15 protein-coding genes are annotated in these 15,025 nt (G+C 68.9%); 10 read left to right on the top strand and 5 right to left on the bottom strand.

Annotated features, from left to right (window positions below; translation table 11 throughout):
• Nucleotides 1-4: 4 nt before the first annotated feature.
• On the bottom strand, nucleotides 5-1,063 hold the full coding sequence (locus ACQ4L4_RS28640) for an aldo/keto reductase (protein ID WP_431102159.1): 1,059 nt from the start codon (nucleotides 1,061-1,063) through the stop codon (nucleotides 5-7).
• 266 nt (nucleotides 1,064-1,329) lie between these two features.
• On the opposite strand from ACQ4L4_RS28640, the gene ACQ4L4_RS28635 reads away from it, so the two are divergent.
• From ACQ4L4_RS28635 to ACQ4L4_RS28620, 4 genes are all read left to right on the top strand, one after another.
• On the top strand, nucleotides 1,330-1,881 hold the full coding sequence (locus tag ACQ4L4_RS28635) for a DUF2975 domain-containing protein (protein ID WP_431102158.1): 552 nt from the start codon (nucleotides 1,330-1,332) through the stop codon (nucleotides 1,879-1,881).
• Between the two features lie 25 nt (nucleotides 1,882-1,906).
• The gene (locus ACQ4L4_RS28630; RefSeq protein WP_088408757.1) at nucleotides 1,907-2,149 is read left to right on the top strand and encodes a helix-turn-helix domain-containing protein; all 243 of its coding nucleotides are present in this window, start codon (nucleotides 1,907-1,909) and stop codon (nucleotides 2,147-2,149) included.
• A complete protein-coding gene (locus ACQ4L4_RS28625) occupies nucleotides 2,136-2,819 on the top strand; it encodes a hypothetical protein (RefSeq protein ID WP_431102156.1) in 684 nt (227 codons plus the stop codon). Before ACQ4L4_RS28630 ends, ACQ4L4_RS28625 begins: the two co-directional genes overlap by 14 nt.
• A gap of 155 nt (nucleotides 2,820-2,974) precedes the next feature.
• On the top strand, nucleotides 2,975-3,823 hold the full coding sequence (locus ACQ4L4_RS28620; protein ID WP_431102155.1) for a hypothetical protein: 849 nt from the start codon (nucleotides 2,975-2,977) through the stop codon (nucleotides 3,821-3,823).
• A 93-nt stretch (nucleotides 3,824-3,916) separates the two neighbouring features.
• Here ACQ4L4_RS28620 and ACQ4L4_RS28615 read toward each other — a convergent pair whose 3' ends face one another.
• The gene (locus ACQ4L4_RS28615) at nucleotides 3,917-5,683 is read right to left on the bottom strand and encodes an acyl-CoA synthetase (protein ID WP_431102154.1); all 1,767 of its coding nucleotides are present in this window, start codon (nucleotides 5,681-5,683) and stop codon (nucleotides 3,917-3,919) included.
• Nucleotides 5,684-5,905: 222 nt separating this feature from the next.
• Here ACQ4L4_RS28615 and arsC point away from each other — a divergent pair, with 222 nt between their 5' ends.
• On the top strand, nucleotides 5,906-6,256 hold the full coding sequence (gene arsC / locus ACQ4L4_RS28610) for an arsenate reductase (glutaredoxin) (protein ID WP_431102153.1): 351 nt from the start codon (nucleotides 5,906-5,908) through the stop codon (nucleotides 6,254-6,256).
• A 15-nt stretch (nucleotides 6,257-6,271) separates the two neighbouring features.
• Here arsC and ACQ4L4_RS28605 read toward each other — a convergent pair whose 3' ends face one another.
• Nucleotides 6,272-6,766: a GNAT family N-acetyltransferase gene (locus tag ACQ4L4_RS28605; RefSeq protein ID WP_431102152.1), complete on the bottom strand. Its 495-nt coding sequence runs from the start codon at nucleotides 6,764-6,766 to the stop codon at nucleotides 6,272-6,274.
• 97 nt (nucleotides 6,767-6,863) lie between these two features.
• Here ACQ4L4_RS28605 and ACQ4L4_RS28600 point away from each other — a divergent pair, with 97 nt between their 5' ends.
• Both ACQ4L4_RS28600 and ACQ4L4_RS28595 read left to right on the top strand, forming a co-directional pair.
• Entirely contained in the window at nucleotides 6,864-7,592 is a 729-nt protein-coding gene (locus tag ACQ4L4_RS28600) for a CPBP family intramembrane glutamic endopeptidase (RefSeq protein WP_431102151.1), read from the top strand.
• A gap of 191 nt (nucleotides 7,593-7,783) precedes the next feature.
• Nucleotides 7,784-8,710: an alpha/beta fold hydrolase gene (locus ACQ4L4_RS28595; protein ID WP_431102150.1), complete on the top strand. Its 927-nt coding sequence runs from the start codon at nucleotides 7,784-7,786 to the stop codon at nucleotides 8,708-8,710.
• 90 nt (nucleotides 8,711-8,800) lie between these two features.
• Here ACQ4L4_RS28595 and ACQ4L4_RS28590 read toward each other — a convergent pair whose 3' ends face one another.
• Nucleotides 8,801-9,286, bottom strand: coding sequence for an acyl-CoA thioesterase (locus tag ACQ4L4_RS28590; RefSeq protein ID WP_431102149.1), 486 nt, complete (start codon nucleotides 9,284-9,286; stop codon nucleotides 8,801-8,803).
• Between the two features lie 222 nt (nucleotides 9,287-9,508).
• On the opposite strand from ACQ4L4_RS28590, the gene ACQ4L4_RS28585 reads away from it, so the two are divergent.
• Complete coding sequence (locus tag ACQ4L4_RS28585) at nucleotides 9,509-10,372, top strand: plasmid replication/partition related protein (protein ID WP_431102147.1); 864 nt, start codon at nucleotides 9,509-9,511, stop codon at nucleotides 10,370-10,372.
• Nucleotides 10,373-10,629: 257 nt separating this feature from the next.
• Here ACQ4L4_RS28585 and ACQ4L4_RS28580 read toward each other — a convergent pair whose 3' ends face one another.
• Nucleotides 10,630-11,019 (bottom strand): DUF4212 domain-containing protein, encoded by a 390-nt coding sequence (locus tag ACQ4L4_RS28580; protein ID WP_431102146.1) that lies wholly within the window; start codon nucleotides 11,017-11,019, stop codon nucleotides 10,630-10,632.
• A gap of 88 nt (nucleotides 11,020-11,107) precedes the next feature.
• On the opposite strand from ACQ4L4_RS28580, the gene prfB reads away from it, so the two are divergent.
• Nucleotides 11,108-12,212, top strand: a protein-coding gene (gene prfB, locus ACQ4L4_RS28575) for a peptide chain release factor 2 (RefSeq protein ID WP_431102144.1) whose coding sequence is annotated in 2 segments (ribosomal slippage) — nucleotides 11,108-11,188 and nucleotides 11,190-12,212 — 1,104 coding nt in all. Because the reading frame shifts where the segments join, the coding sequence is not laid out codon by codon here.
• A 75-nt stretch (nucleotides 12,213-12,287) separates the two neighbouring features.
• A complete protein-coding gene (gene pepN, locus ACQ4L4_RS28570; protein WP_431102143.1) occupies nucleotides 12,288-15,011 on the top strand; it encodes an aminopeptidase N in 2,724 nt (907 codons plus the stop codon).
• The last annotated feature ends 14 nt before the right edge of the window (nucleotides 15,012-15,025 follow it).

The following is a 15,025-nucleotide window of genomic DNA, read 5'->3' as shown; positions in this document are numbered from 1 at the left end:
GCGCTCACTGCGCCGGGTCGCGGATCTCCCAGCGGATGCGGTCGATGCGCGCGAGCGTGTCGGCGTCCAAGGTCCGGCCGATGGCGGCGATGTTCTCGTCCAGTTGCGCGGCCGTCGTGACGCCGATCAGCGTGCTCGCGGTCAACCAGCGCGCGTTCACCCAAGCGATGGCCAGCGTGGCCGGCGACAGGCCCAGCTCCGCCGCCAGCGCGTTGTAGCGACGCGCCGCGGCCAGTGTCTCCGGCCGCGCCCAGCGCTGCTTCTTCATGCTGTCGAAGATCGCCAGCCGGCCCGGCTTGGCGGGATCGCCCAACCCGAGCTGGTCGTACTTGCCCGTCAACGAGCCGAAGCCCAGCGGCGAATACGCCAGCAGCCCGACCTGATGCCGATAGAGCGCCTCATCGAGGCCGTTCTCGACGATCCGGTTCACCAGGCTGTAGGGGTTCTGCACGCTGACGATGCGCGGCAGACCGTGCTGCGCGGCCAGGTGGACGAACTCGCCGACGCCGTACGCGGTCTCGTTGGACAGGCCGATGTGGCGGATCTTCCCGGCGCGCTGCAGCTGCGCGAGCGCTTCCAGCTGTTCCTGAATCGACGCGACCGGCTTGTCCTTCGCCGGCTCGAAGTAGACGCCGCCGAACATCGGCACATGCCGCGCCGGCCAGTGGATCTGGAACAGGTCGATGGTCTCGAGCTGCAGGCGACGCAGGCTGTCCTCGCAGGCCTGCACGATCTGCGCGCCGGTCAGGTCCAGGCTGCCGTCACGGATCCAGTCGTAGCCGCGCGAGGGGCCGGCGACCTTGGTCGCGACGACGACCCGCTCGCGCATCCCCGGCCGCGCCTTCAGCCAGCGGCCGATGATCTCCTCGGTCCGGCCGAAGGTGTCGGCGCGCGCGGGCACCGGGTACATCTCGGCGATGTCGAGCAGGTTGATGCCGGCGGCCACCGCGCGATCGAGCAGCGCCTGGCTGCCCGCCTCGTCGACCTGCTCGCCGAAGGTCATCGTGCCCAGGCCGATGCGGCTGACCGAGAGGTCGGACTGTCCGAGGGTGATGCGTTCCATCTTGTTCTCCGTGACGATGCGCGGCGCGATCAAGGATCAAGGATCAAGGGTCGGGGATCCAACACCTGCCAGCCGGCCTGAAGCAACGGCCAGGGTCCGAGCGCCGCAACCAGCCAGTTTGCATGACGCGGCGCCGCGTCGCCGCTCGCGGGGATGACGGCGGGGCGATCGCCGCGCGAGCGCCCGCCCTTGCCTTTACACAGGGGGCCGTTGTGGCGGATAAATTATTGTTTTACAGTAATTTATTGCCATCCAACGGTAAGACCATGAACGCTCCCTCCTTCCCTGCCGGCCTTCAGCGCATCCGCTGGATCGCCCACTGCGTGCGCGCGATGGCGTTGATCGCGATGGCGGTGGTGGTCGGTTTCCACGCGATGTTCTGGACCAACCGCGGCATGGTCGAGCGCACTGCGCGCAAGGAGTGGAACCTGGACTTCCCCATGCAATTCGACGCGGTCTCGCGCGCCGGGGGGCTGGCGGTCAACCTGCCGCTGGCGCTGCTGTCGCTGTATGCGCTGGTGTGCCTGTGGCGCCTGTTCGGCGCCTATCTGCGCGGCGAGGTCTTCACCGATGCCGCGACCCACGGCCTGCGGCGCCTGGGGCAATCGGTGACCGCGATGGCGCTTGTCATGCCGCTGACCGACACAGCCACCGTCCTCGCGCTGACGCTGGGCAACCCGCCCGGTCAGCGGATGCTGGCCGTGCATCTGGGCAGCCAGCACTACATCGTGCTGCTGCTGGGCCTGGTGCTGATCGCGATGGCGATGGTGATGCGCGAGGCCCAGCGCATGGCGCAGGAGAACGCCGAGTTCGTCTGAACGGACCGGCCCAGGAACCCCGCCCATGCCCATCGTCGTCCGACTCGACGTGATGCTCGCGCAGCGCAAGATGCGCTCGAAGGAGCTCGCCGAGGCCATCGGCATCACCGAGGCCAACCTCTCCCTGCTCAAGTCCGGCAAGGTGCGCGGGGTGCGCTTCGACACGCTGTCGCGGATCTGCGCCGTGCTGCAGTGCCAACCCGGCGACCTGCTCGCCTGGGAGCCGGGCGACGAGCCCGAGGACGGAGGCTCCGATGGCGGCGCGTGAGGCCCGAGATCCTCTCGATCCTCGTGCCCCGCGTGGACAGCAGCGCGGCCTCCGTCCACGCGCGCTCGCGATCGGCGCGGTATTGCTGCTGCACGTCGCGCTGGTCGGCTGGCTCCAGCATGCGTGGCACGGGGCCGACGCCCACCGGGAGCAGCGCAGCTCGGCCCTCCGCATGGTGACGATCCAGTTGCCGCCGCTGCCGAAGCCGTCGCAGAAGACGAGACCGGTCGCCCAGTCTCCGGATCGTCAGGCAAGGCCTGACCCCGACATGCCGTCCCCGCAGACCGCCCCGACGCCGCCGTCAGCGCGTGTCCAGGCGCCGCGACCCGAGGTCGACCGCCACGAGGAAGAACCGCGCTCCACCGTGGTGGTCGCCGCGCCGGCGCCGGCCTCGGCGGCCTCCGGTGCGACCGGTCGGGACCTGATGTACGGTGCGGCGACGCAGCGCGCGGTCCGCCAGTCGACGCGGGGCCAGCCGCTGCTCGCCGAGCGGGCGGACCAAGCCAGCCTCGCGCCCGACAAGATCGATGCGTCGACGAAGCTCGGCAACGAGATGATGAAAGGCGCCAGCGGCGACTGCCTGAAGGGCGAGTTCGCGGGCGGCGGCGCGGGCCTGCTGAGCGCGCCGTTCTGGCTGCTCGCCGAGGCGCGCGGCAAGTGCCGGCGATGAGCGCGGAAGCGCGCTCGCGTCATGGCCCGATCGATGACACCCCGATGCGGGACACGCGTCGTCAACCCACACCGGCCGCGCACCGTTCAGCGCAGATCGCGTTTTGCGACACAGGGCTTGCGGCGCAGGTCCTGCGACACAGGGAGAGAGTCGAAGTGAAGCCCCAGCAGTTCACCCGCGCGGCGCGCCGCGTTCCAGTCGTCGCGATCGCCATCGCCGTGATGAGCACCCTCGCCGCCTGCGATCCGGTCGCCGCGGCGACCGCCTCCGAGACGTCGGCGGCCGTCGCGGCCGCACCATCGGCTTCCGGCGCGGTCGCCCTGCCCACGGTGCAGAGCGACATGAAGCGCGGCGCCTCCTTCCCCTACAAACGGCTCAACGAGCTGCTGTCGAAGTTGCGCACCGAGGGCGAAGGCCTGTTCGTGAGCCGCTTCGTGCTGACCGACGCGAAGGACACGACCAAACCGCCGCCGGCCGGCACCAAGCTCGCGCTGATGAGCGACGACGACTACATCCCCATCCCCCTCGACGACAAGGGCCGCTTCGACCTGCCGACCTTCCCCGAGCAGCAGGCCAAGGACATGGACTTCGGCACCAACGTGCCCAAGGGGGATCTGGGCGTGCGGCTGAGCATCGACCTCGCGACGCCGCCGGAGATGCTGGACATGGCCACGGTGCGCCGCATCGTCGCGGTCGGGCAGCGGCTGCGCACCGAGCTGCTGCCCTGGTACGTGCGCTGGATGTTCCCGCAGATCGACGGCGTCATCGTGTGCAGCGACCAGCCGCAGTGGAATCTCGACTGGATGGAGGGCGGCCAGCACCTGCGCCTGCCGCTGTCCTCCGAGGCCCAGCAGCGCGAGCCCGAGACGCCCAAGGGCAAGCCGTCCCGCGCCTGCACCGTGCTGACCGGCCAGGAGCAATGGCCCGACGCGGCGCTGCTGCAGCCGCAACCGGGCGCCAACACCAAGCTCTACGTGAAGCTGCGCAACACGCGCGCAAGCTGACCGGGCTTGCTCTCTCGCGGTCCCGGCCTTACTCCCTCTCCCGCTTGCGGGAGAGGGCGGGGGTGAGGGCCAGCGGCCCAGGCAGTCAACGGATCAGACAGCGCGTCCCGTCGCGCGGTCCGCTTCCAGTTGCCGCAGCACGCGGCGCTGCACCTTCCCGGTGGTCGTCATCGGCAACGCGTCGAGGAACTCGATCTCCTTCGGGTACTCGTAAGGCGCAAGCCGCTGCTTGACGAAGTCCTGCAGCTCCTCGGTCAACGCGGCCGACGGCTGCCGGCCCGGCGCCAGCACGACGAAGGCCTTCACCAGCGCACCCCGCTCGGCATCGGGCTTGGGCACGACGGCGGCGTTGGCGACGGCCTCATGACGCACGAGGCAGTTCTCGATCTCGCCCGGGCCGATGCGATAGCCCGCGACCTTGAACTGGTCGTCGGAGCGCCCCTGATACCAGAGGTAGCCGTCCTCGTCGGCGAGGGCGAGGTCGCCGGTGCGGCACCAACTGTCCGCGGGATCGCCGGTGAACTTCGCGGCGGTCGCCGCCTCGTTGCGCCAGTAGCCGAGGAAGAAGATCGGATCCGGCACGCCCTGCGCGTCGCGCCGATGCACAGCCACTTCGCCGATCCGTCCGGGCGGACAGACCTGCCCTTCGTCATCGATGACCGCGACGCGGTGGCCCGGATAGGCGCGGCCCATGCTGCCGGGCTTGGCCGGCCACAGCCGCGCGCAGTTGCCGACGACGTAGTTGATCTCGGTCTGCCCGAACATCTCGTTGATCGTCACGCCGAGCTCGCGCTGCCCCCAGTCGAAGACCGCGTCGCCGACGGCTTCGCCCGCGCTCATGACGGCCTGCAGGTGCAGCGTGTAGCGCTCGGCGGGATGCGGCACGGCCTTCATCATCGCCTTCAGCGCGGTCGGGAACAGGAACGTATGGCTGACGCGGTAGTGCTGCATCAGCTCGAAGGCCTTCTCCGGGGAGAAGCGGCCCTGGTAGCCGAGGATGGGCCGGCCGAAGCACAGCGACGGCAGCAGCGCGTCCATCAGGCCGCCGGTCCAGGCCCAGTCGGCGGGGCTCCAGAACACGGCCTCGCTGCGCACGGTCGGATCGTGCGGATCGAAGCCGAACCAGTTCTGGCTCGCGATGAAGCCGGTGAGGTTACCGAGCAGCGCGCGCTGCGGCAGCAAGGCGCCCTTGGGCGCGCCGGTCGTGCCGCTGGTGTAGATCAGGATCGCCGGGTCCTCGGCCGCGTTGTCGCGCGCGGCGAAGCGCGCGTCCTCGGCCTGCAGCACGGCCATCCAGCCGGCTTCGCCCTCGTGGGCATCGGACTCGCCGACGACCAGCACGTGGCGCAGCGCCGGGCACGATGCGCGCACCGAGCGCAGCGCGTCCAGCGCGCCGCCCTCGACGATCGCGACGCAGGCTTCGCTGTCCCTGAGTCGGTACTCGAGCGCATCGGGCCCGAAGAGCATCGACAGCGGCATCGCGACCGCGCCGAGCTGATTGATCGCGATGTGCGCGACGGCGGTCTCGAAGCGTTGCGGCAGCACGAGCGCCACGCGGTCGCCGGCCTCGACGCCCAGGCGCTTCAGCGCGTTGGAGAGCCGGTTGGCCGCGCGCTGCAGCTGGCCGAAGGAGTACTGCGCGCGGCAGCCGCTGTCGCTGTCGAAGAAGACGGCGGGCGCATCGGGCGTCTCGCGGGCCCAGCGTCCGCAGCAGAGCTCGGCGATGGCCAGGCGCTCGGGCACCTGCCAGCGGAAGGCGCCATGGACCAGCGCATAGGCGTCGGGCGCGGCGCGAGTCGCCGCGCGGGGCACGGTGATGCCGTCGGCCGGGCCGGCGTCCTTGGCGGTCTTGCCGGTCATCGGGTCTCCATCCTGGAACAAGAGCGTGGATGCTAGCGAGCGGGTCCGGGGCGGGCGTCATGGAAAGCCCGTAGCGCCATGTCGGTGCCTGGGAGGATCGCGATGCCCGCGGGAGGTGCATGGGCAACGGCGGTCGATCCGAATATCGATATCCGAATCGCGAAGGTGAACGTGGGCGCGCTGCGGAAGCCGCGGGCCGGGACGCCTCCTACACTGGGCCGCATGAGCCTCAAGATCCTGCACAACCCCCGCTGCTCCAAGTCGCGCGAGGCGCTCGCGTTGCTGGAGTCCCGTGGCCTTCGGCCCGAGGTCGTCGAGTACCTGGCGACGCCGCTGACGCTGCCCGAGCTGCAGACGTTGCACCGGCAGCTCGGCACGCCGGTGCGCGCGATGGTGCGCGACAACGAGGACGACTATCGCGAGTTCAACCTCGCCGATGCGTCGCTGACCGACACGCAGCTGCTGCAGGCGATCGCGGACCGTCCGAAGCTGCTGCAGCGGGCGATCGTCGTGCAGGGCGACCGCGCCTTGATCGCGCGTCCGCCGGAGCTGTTGAACGACTGGTTGAAGTGATCGGCCGGGACTGGATCAACCCTTGAAGCGCGCGAGCGCATCGCCGGTCAGACGGCACAGCCGCCAGTCCGGCATGATGGTCGCGCCCATCTTTTCGTAGAACCGGATGGCGTTCTCGTTCCAGTCGAGCACGCACCATTCGAAGCGGCCGTAGTCGCGCTCGATCGCGATCTGCGCGAGTCGCGTCAGCATGCGCTTGCCCAGACCCGCGCCGCGATGCGCGGGCTGCACGTACAGGTCCTCGAGGTACATCCCCGGCTTGCCGAGGAAGGTCGAGAAGTTGGTGAAGGTCAGCGCGAACGCGACGACCGCGCCGCTGTCGTGCTCGGCAACCATGGCCTCGCAGACGGGGCGCTCCCCGAAGAGATGCGGGAGCAGCTTCTCCGGCGTCACGTCCATCAGGTGCGACAGGTTCTCGAAGTCGGCGAGCTCGCCGATCAGGCCGACGATGGCGCCCAGGTCGTCGGGGCGCGCGGGGCGGAGGGTGTAGGGGTCGGGCGTTGCGGTCATGTCGGTATTCTGTACGCCAAGCTCCTCAGGCCTGTGCGGCTTGCAATCGCAGGCGTCCCACGGGAGCATCTGCACGACAACGGGTGGCGCCAACAGAATGACCAGAGACTTCCCCTTCTACAACGGTGAACCCATCGCCCTGCGCCCTGCTCAATGGGCGTGGCTGATGCTGGCCGTGGTGGCGGGCTTCTTGACGCTCTACCTGCCGATCGGCGAGTCCTCGCCGCTCCTGGCCTTCGTCCCGGCCGTCCTCTTCCCCGCCATTCCCTTGCTTGCGCTGCGTGCCATGGCGGGCCGGCATTGGCGGGCGCTGTTCCAACGCGTGGGCATCCAGGCGATCGCGATCGCGGTGGGGATCGCCCTGCTCAATCTGGTCGTCACGGTCGCCCTGGGCCTGCTGACCACCCGCTTCTTCGGCGTGAGCGCCAATCCCGTCTTCGACGTCCTGGCGCATGAGTCGACCGCGGACCGATGGCTCTTCGCCCTGAGGACCCTGCCTCAACTGCTGGGTGAGGAAGTGCTGACGATGCTGCCCTTCCTCGCGCTGATGACGCTCTTCACGACGCGCGCGGGTTGGTCCAGGCGGGCCGCGATCGTGGCCGCGTGGTTGATCTCCGCGCTGATTTTCGGCCTGGCCCATCTGCCCACCTACCAATGGAACTGGGTGCAGTGCGTGGTGGTCATCGGCTCGGCGCGTCTGGTCCTGTCGCTGGCCTACCTGTGGACCCGCAACCTCTGGGTGTCGACGCTGGCGCATGTGCTCAACGACTGGACCTTGTTTGCTGCAGGTCTCCTGCTGCTGGCGTCGGGGCACGCATCGGCGTAAGGGCCTTCGCCTTCGACTTCGATTTCGAACACTCGCGGCGCTGAGAGCCTGGCCTGCATCACTGCCCTGGGCCATGTTCGAGCCTTCGGTCGAGTCCTCCGACTCGCCGACGCCGTCGCGGAGGAGGAAGCGGGCACCATTGTCTCCATGGCGAAAGCGCCCTTCCCCGCGCCGCACTACAGTCGCCGTCCATGAGCACCGACTCCAATACCGCGCCCTCTTCCGAGTACACCGTCCGCCGCCCGCATCGCAGCGAGTTCATGACACTGCGCGGCCTGCGCCATCACGTGCTGCGCTGGGGACCGGAGCCCCATGGGCAGCGACCGCTGCTCGTGATGGTCCACGGCTGGATGGACGTCGGCGCGTCGTTCCAGTTCATGGTGGACGCGTTCCGCGAGGACCGCAGCGTCGTCGCCATCGACTGGCGCGGCTTCGGGCTCACCGATGCCAACGGAAGCGATGCGTACTGGTTCCCGGACTACCTCGGCGATCTGGATGCGCTGCTCGATGCCGTCAGTCCTGACGCACCGGTCGACCTGCTCGGCCACAGCATGGGCGGCAACATCGCGATGACCTATGCGGGCGTGCGGCCGCAGCGGCTGCGCAAGCTCGTGAACCTCGAAGGCTTCGGGCTGCCGGACACGACGCCCGACATGGCGCCGGCGCGGCTCGCGAGCTGGCTCGACGAACTCAAGGAGCCGCTCAGCCTCAAGTCCTACGACAGCGTCGAGGGCGTCGCGCAGCGGCTGATGAAGACGAATCCGCGGCTCTCCGCCGACAAGGCCGCGTGGCTCGCGCCGCACTGGTCGCGGCAAGGCGACGACGGGCGCTGGCACATCCTCGGCGACCCCGCGCACAAGCGGACCAATCCGGTGCTGTACAAGAAGGCCGAGGCCCTCGCCTGCTGGTCGCGCATCGAGGCGCCCACGCTGTGGGTCGAGGGCAGCGAGACCCAGCTCTCGCAGTGGTGGGGCGACCGCTATCCGCGCGAGGACTTCGAGACCCGGCTCAGCGTCGTGAAGGACCTGCGGCGCGTCACGCTCCAGCATGCGGCGCACATGATGCATCACGACCAGCCCGAGGCGCTCGCGCGCGCGGTGCAGGAGTTTCTCGGCTAGTCGTCGCCCATCTCACTGCCACGACCCCGGCCCTCACCCCTGTCCTCTCCCCCAAGCGGGAGAGGGAGCAAGCGAGGGCGAGGTTCGCGCCTAGTCTTGCGAGACCACCGCCGCCTGATACGCCGCGATGAACTCCGGCGGCATCCGCTTCGGGCGGCCGCCGCTGATGTCGATGCACACCAGGTCCCAGCGGCCGCGCATCAGCGTCTGGCCGTCGCTCGCGCGGCGCAGCTGGAAGCGGCGCTCCATCGCGAGCTTGCCGTCCCCCGCCGTCAGCCAGGTGCCCAGCACCAGCGCCTCGCCTTCGAAGGACGGCAGCAGATAGTCGTAGCCGCCGTGGCGGATCGCCATCGCGCGGTCGAGGCGGCGGTAGTCCTCGATGTCCAGCCCCAGCGCCACCGAGTGCGACCACGCCACCTGCTCGCACCACTTCACGTAGACCGCGTTGTTGGTGTGGTTCAGTCCGTCGATGTCCGCCGGTTGGGGGCTCACCACCAACCGATGGGGGGACGGGTAGTCCCAGCCGCTGGACAACGGGTCGACCGGCGCGGGAATCGCTTCGTTCATCTCGCTCATCGGGGGGCGCTCATCTGGGGGTGGGTTCCGTGGGATTTCCGACGCTCGTGCTCGGGGTGCGACAGGTTAGCGTCGCGAGTTAGGCAGAATGCCGCCCTTTTCCGGCGTCGTCCGTCGCCCGTGCGACCCGCGCGCCAGTCGCACATTCCGAACACCGCGCGGCAGGGTCATGCCCTGCCAGCGCCTTCGCCTCTTGTCCCTGCCGTCCCGCTGCCCGTCCCCATGAACATCATCGTCACCGAAGAACTCAAGGCCTACATCGATCCGCTGACCGAGGACGAATACGCCGCGCTCGAGCGCAGCATCCTCGCCGAGGGCTGCCGCGACGCGCTCGTGCTCTGGGGCGACATCCTCGTGGACGGCCACAACCGCCACGGCATCTGCACCAAGCACGGCATCCCCTTCCAGACGGTGCAGAACACCCGCTTCAAGTCGATGGAAGACGTCCACCTGTGGATGATCGACCAGCACCTGGGCCGTCGCAGCGTCTCCGACTTCCAGCGCGGCGTGCTCGCCCTGCGCAAGAAGGAGATCATGGAAGCGCGCCGGCTGGCCGTGCTCAACGACCCGGCCCCGGAGGCCCCCGCCCCCGACGCCGGCGCCACGCCCGTGCCTGAGGCCCCGCCGCTGAAGAGCCGCGAAGCGATCGCGCGCGCCGCGCGCATCAGCAGCGCCACCGTGACGCAGATCGAGAAGATCCAGAAAGCCGCCGCGCCCGAACTCGTGGCGGCCGTGAAGTCGGGCGAGGTCTCGATCAGCGCGGCCGCCGTGATCGCCGACCTGCCCGCCGAGGAGCAGGCCGCCGCCGCCGCCGGCGGAAAGAAGGAACTGCGCCAGGCCGCCAAGCGCGTGCGCGAGTCCAAGGTCGGCAAGAAGGCCGCGGGCGACGCCGTCGCCGAAGTGGCCGTGGAGCTGCTGGGCGTGCCGACGAACGAGGACGGTGAACTCGAGGCCGATCCGGCCGTCGCGCTGCTGCGCGCGCAGGTCGGTGCGCTGCAGGACGAGAACATCAAGCTGCGCGCGCAAGTCGCGGAACTGCAGGCGCAACTGGCCGCGGCGAAGCAGGACGCTTCCTCGCCCTTCTGATCCTTTGCCTCCGCCGTCGGCACAAGCCGGGGTGGGGTCTCCTCATACGTCTCGCAGGCTCCACAAATCGTCGACCCCACCCCGGCTTGCGCCGACTCGAACCGAGCCCCCGCACGACGCATCGTGAAAGTCCTCGGTAACAAATCCGGGGAAGGGCGGCAGTGGTTGGGGACGGTGAGGTGTGGGGTTTCAGCCCTTGCGGCTGGGGCCCCATACCTCGGCGGCCAACGCCCAGGCCAAAGCAGGTGGGCGGTCGATCAGAACCCCGTGATCGGCCCCGAGCGCTCCTTTTCCGGTCGCCGCGACTCCACCTCATCGAAATACGGTGCCGGGTCTTGCACCCCCGCCTCCGCCTCCCGGCGGTTCATGACGGTCGCATAGATGACGACGATCGCCACATAGACGATCAACGCCCCCTGCGAGCCCACCCAGAAGCTGAACGGCCAGCCGAAGAAATCGAAGCTGAGCACGCGCGCGAAGTACGCGACGCCGAAGGTCACCAGCGCCCACACGACGAGCAGCATCAGCGTCAGCCGCCAATTGCCGCGGCGCACCCACCGGCGCCGGGCGCGGAAGGTTCCGGACGGGGTGCCGGAGGGGGTTCCGGACGGGTAACCCGCATCGGGGACAGGCGGTTTCGGACGCATCCCGCCATCTTAGGGAGCCCGTTCGCGTCAGCATGAGAAAATACCCGGCTTCGGGCCCCTCTCAGGGGCTCCACCCTTCGAGCGAATCATGGACATCGAACAAATCAATGCGATCGGCAACACGCTGACCGATCTGCAAGCGCGTACCGACGCGCTAAGGGGGTACCTTTGACTACGACCGCAAAGCGCTGCGGTTGAATGAAGTCAACGCCGCCCTGGAGAACCCCAACGTCTGGAACGACCCCAAGCGGGCCCAGGAGCTCGGCAAGGAAAAGCGCACGCTGGAACAGGTCGTCGAGACGATCAACCACCTGACGTCCAACATCGCCGACAACCTCGAGTTGTACGAGATGTCCAAGGACGACAACGACATCGCCGGCATCCAGACCATCGAGGCCGAGTCCGTCAAGCTGGCCGAGAAGGTCGAGGAACTCGAGTTCCGCCGGATGTTCAACAACCCGGCCGACCCGCTGAACTGCTTCATCGACATCCAGGCCGGCGCCGGCGGCACCGAGGCCTGCGACTGGGCCGGCATGCTGCTGCGCCAGTACCTGAAGTATTGCGAGCGCAAGGGCTTCAAGGCCGACGTCGAAGAGCAGACCGACGACGAGATCGCCGGCATCAAGAGCGCCACCATCAAGGTGGAAGGCGAGTACGCCTTCGGCCTGCTGCGCTCCGAGTCGGGCGTGCACCGCCTGGTCCGCAAGAGCCCGTTCGACTCCTCGGGCGGCCGCCACACCAGCTTCGCCTCGCTGTTCGTGTATCCGGAAGTGGATGATTCGATCGAGATCGACATCAACCCGTCGGACGTCCGCACCGACACCTACCGCGCGTCCGGCGCGGGCGGTCAGCACATCAACAAGACCGACTCGGCGGTGCGCCTGACCCACATCCCGACCGGCATCGTCGTGCAGTGCCAGGACGGCCGCAGCCAGCACAGCAACCGCGACGTCGCCTGGAAGCGCCTGCGCTCGCGCCTGTACGACCATGAGATGAAGAAGCGCATGGCCGAGCAGCAGAAGCTCGAGGACAGCAAGACCGACGTGGGCTGGGGCCACCAGATCCGCTCGTACGTGCTGGACCAGAGCCGCATCAAGGACCTGCGCACCAACGTCGAGATCTCCAACACCCAGAAGGTGCTGGACGGCGACCTCGACGCGTTCATCACGGCGTCCCTCAAACAGGGCGTCTGAGAAAAACAATGAGACCCATGCCCCGGTGCTCGATCCCCGGCCCGGGGCTTCTTCATTCCTACAAGGAAGTCCGTCATGCGTGAAGGCACCGCCACCCTGATCCGCCGCGCCGATTACGTCGCGCCGATCTTCTGGATCCGCACCGTCGACCTGTGCTTCGACCTCGATCCGGCCAAGACGCTGGTCGCCAGCAAGATGCGCCTGGAACGCAACGCCGCGGTGCCTCACGGCCCCCTGCGCCTGCATGGCGAGGAGCTCAACCTGCTGCGCGTGCTGATCGACGGCGAGAGCGTGTCCTTCCGCCAGGAAGGCCATGAGCTGATCATCGACAACGTGCCGGACGCGGACTTCACGCTCGAGATCCGCAACACCTGCTGCCCCGACAAGAACACCACGCTGTCGGGCCTGTACACCTCCGGCGGCAGCTTCTTCACGCAGTGCGAGGCCGAGGGCTTCCGCCGCATCACCTACTTCCTGGACCGCCCCGACGTGATGGCGGTCTACACGGTGACGATGCGCGCCGACAAGGCCAGATACCCGGTGCTGCTGTCCAACGGCAACCTGGTCGAGTCGGCCACGCTCGACAACGGCCGCCACCTGGCCAAGTGGCACGATCCGTTCCCCAAGCCCAGCTACCTCTTCGCGATGGTCGCCGGCGACCTCGTCGCGCGCGAGCAGCGCATCCGCACCCGCGGCGGCAAGGACCACCTGCTGCAGGTCTACGTCCGCCAGGGCGACCTGGAAAAGACCGAGCATGCGATGAACTCGCTGATCGCGTCGGTCGTCTGGGATGAAGCGCGCTTCAACCTGCCGCTGGATCTGGAGCGCTTCATGGTCGTCGGCGTGTCCGACTTCAACATGGGCGCGATGGAGAACAAGGGGTTGAACATCTTCAACACCTCGGCGCTGCTGGCCTCCCCCGCCACCGCGACCGACGCGGACTTCGCCCGCATCGAGTCCATCGTCGCGCACGAGTACTTCCACAACTGGACCGGCAACCGCGTCACCTGCCGCGACTGGTTCCAGCTGTCGCTCAAGGAAGGCCTGACCGTCTTCCGCGACCAGGAGTTCAGCCAGGACATGGCCGCCACGCCGAGCGCGCGCGCGGTCTGCCGCATCGAGGACGTGCGCGCGCTGCGCGCCCGCCAGTTCCCCGAGGATGCCGGCGCGATGGCGCACTCGGTGCGCCCCGACGAGTACGTCGAGATCAACAACTTCTACACCGCGACCGTCTACGAGAAGGGCGCGGAAGTCGTCCGCATGTACCAGACGCTGGTCGGTCGCGACGGTTTCGCCAAGGGCATGGCGCTGTATTTCGAGCGGCATGACGGCCAGGCCGTGACCTGCGACGACTTCGCGCAGGCGATCGCGGACGCGAACCCGGGCTCGCCGCTGACGACGCGCCTGGATGCGTTCAAGCGCTGGTACGCGCAGGCCGGTACGCCGCGCCTGCAGGCACGCGGCGTGTACGACGCGGCCGCGCAGACCTGGACGCTGACGCTGACGCAGTCGAGCGCGGCCTCGCAGGGCCAGACGGCCAAGCTGCCGCAGGTGATCCCCGTGTCGCTGGGTCTGCTGTCGCGAGACGGTCAGTCGCTGCCGCTGATGCAGCAAGGCGTGGACGACGTGGTGGGCGGCGCCGCCAGCGCCACCGACACCGAGCGCGTGCTGGTCCTGGACCAGGTCGAACAGTCCTTCGTCTTCGTCAACGTGCCGTCCGAGCCGGTGCCGTCGCTGCTGCGCGGTTTCTCGGCGCCGGTGGTGCTGGACGACGGCCTGGGCGACGCCGAGCTGCTGGTGCTGCTCAAGCATGACAGCGACGCCTTCAACCGCTGGGAGGCCAGCCAGCGCCTGGCGCTGAACCGCATCCTGGGCGCCGTGCGCTCGGGCCAGCCGCTGGTGCTGGACGCGGCCTACATCGACGCGATGCGCGCGGTGCTGCGTCATCCGGAGCTGGACCCCGCCTTCAAGGCGCTGGCGCTGCAACTGCCCGACGAGGCCTACATCGCCGAGCAGCTCGACGTCGTCGATCCGCAAGCCATCCATGCCGCGGTCGAGGCGGCGCAGACGCAGCTGGCGTCGGCGTTGCAGGCCGACTGGGCCTGGGCCTTCGACGCGCATCAGGTCACGACCGGCTACAACCCGGACCCGGTGCAGAGCGGCAAGCGCGCGCTGGTGAACCTGTCGCTGGCGATGCTGGTCCTGAACGCGACCCGCAGCGGCGACGGCGTGTGGCCGGGTCGCGCGTACCAGCGCTTCAAGGACGCGACCAACATGACCGATCGCATGGGCGCGCTGTCCGCGCTGGTGCAAGCTCATGCCGAGCTGGCCGACAGCGCGCTGGCGCGCTTCCACGCCCAGTTCAAGGACGAGGCGCTGGTCATCGACAAGTGGTTCGCGCTGCAAGGCCGCGCGGCCGAGCGCGACGGCAAGACCTTCGCCAAGGTCAAGCAGCTGATGAAGCATCCCGACTTCACGCTGAAGAACCCGAACCGCGCGCGCAGCCTGATCTTCTCGCTGGCGATGTTCAACCCGGCCGCCTTCCACCGCGCCGATGCGGCGGGCTACGTCTTCTGGGCGGAGCAGGTGCTGGCGCTGGACGCGATCAATCCGCAGGTCGCCGGTCGGCTGGCGCGCGTGATGGACCGCTGGACCGCGCTGGCGCAGCCGTATCGCAGCGCCGCCCGTGAAGCGATCGCCCGCGTCGCCGCCAAGCCGGACCTGTCCAACGACGTGCGCGAGATCATCGAGCGCGCGCTGGCCTCGGACACCTCGGCCACCGCGGACACGCAGCCCTGATTCCGCGCCCGGAG

Source organism: Roseateles noduli, assembly GCF_050626985.1.
Taxonomy (GTDB): Bacteria; Pseudomonadota; Gammaproteobacteria; order Burkholderiales; family Burkholderiaceae_C; genus Roseateles; species Roseateles noduli_A.
Note: the sequence above shows the minus strand (reverse complement) of the source record. Positions and strands in the feature narration are given on the sequence as shown.

Coding starts and splice junctions, on each gene's coding strand:
- ACQ4L4_RS28585 (WP_431102147.1), top strand. CDS start 9,509: ATGAACATCATCGTCACCGAAGAACTCAAGGCCTACATCGATCCGCTG.
- ACQ4L4_RS28640 (WP_431102159.1), bottom strand. CDS start 1,063: ATGGAACGCATCACCCTCGGACAGTCCGACCTCTCGGTCAGCCGCATC.
- ACQ4L4_RS28590 (WP_431102149.1), bottom strand. CDS start 9,286: ATGAGCGAGATGAACGAAGCGATTCCCGCGCCGGTCGACCCGTTGTCC.
- ACQ4L4_RS28630 (WP_088408757.1), top strand. CDS start 1,907: ATGCCCATCGTCGTCCGACTCGACGTGATGCTCGCGCAGCGCAAGATG.
- ACQ4L4_RS28595 (WP_431102150.1), top strand. CDS start 7,784: ATGAGCACCGACTCCAATACCGCGCCCTCTTCCGAGTACACCGTCCGC.
- ACQ4L4_RS28625 (WP_431102156.1), top strand. CDS start 2,136: ATGGCGGCGCGTGAGGCCCGAGATCCTCTCGATCCTCGTGCCCCGCGT.
- pepN (WP_431102143.1), top strand. CDS start 12,288: ATGCGTGAAGGCACCGCCACCCTGATCCGCCGCGCCGATTACGTCGCG.
- ACQ4L4_RS28635 (WP_431102158.1), top strand. CDS start 1,330: ATGAACGCTCCCTCCTTCCCTGCCGGCCTTCAGCGCATCCGCTGGATC.
- arsC (WP_431102153.1), top strand. CDS start 5,906: ATGAGCCTCAAGATCCTGCACAACCCCCGCTGCTCCAAGTCGCGCGAG.
- ACQ4L4_RS28605 (WP_431102152.1), bottom strand. CDS start 6,766: ATGACCGCAACGCCCGACCCCTACACCCTCCGCCCCGCGCGCCCCGAC.
- ACQ4L4_RS28600 (WP_431102151.1), top strand. CDS start 6,864: ATGACCAGAGACTTCCCCTTCTACAACGGTGAACCCATCGCCCTGCGC.
- ACQ4L4_RS28615 (WP_431102154.1), bottom strand. CDS start 5,683: ATGACCGGCAAGACCGCCAAGGACGCCGGCCCGGCCGACGGCATCACC.
- ACQ4L4_RS28580 (WP_431102146.1), bottom strand. CDS start 11,019: ATGCGTCCGAAACCGCCTGTCCCCGATGCGGGTTACCCGTCCGGAACC.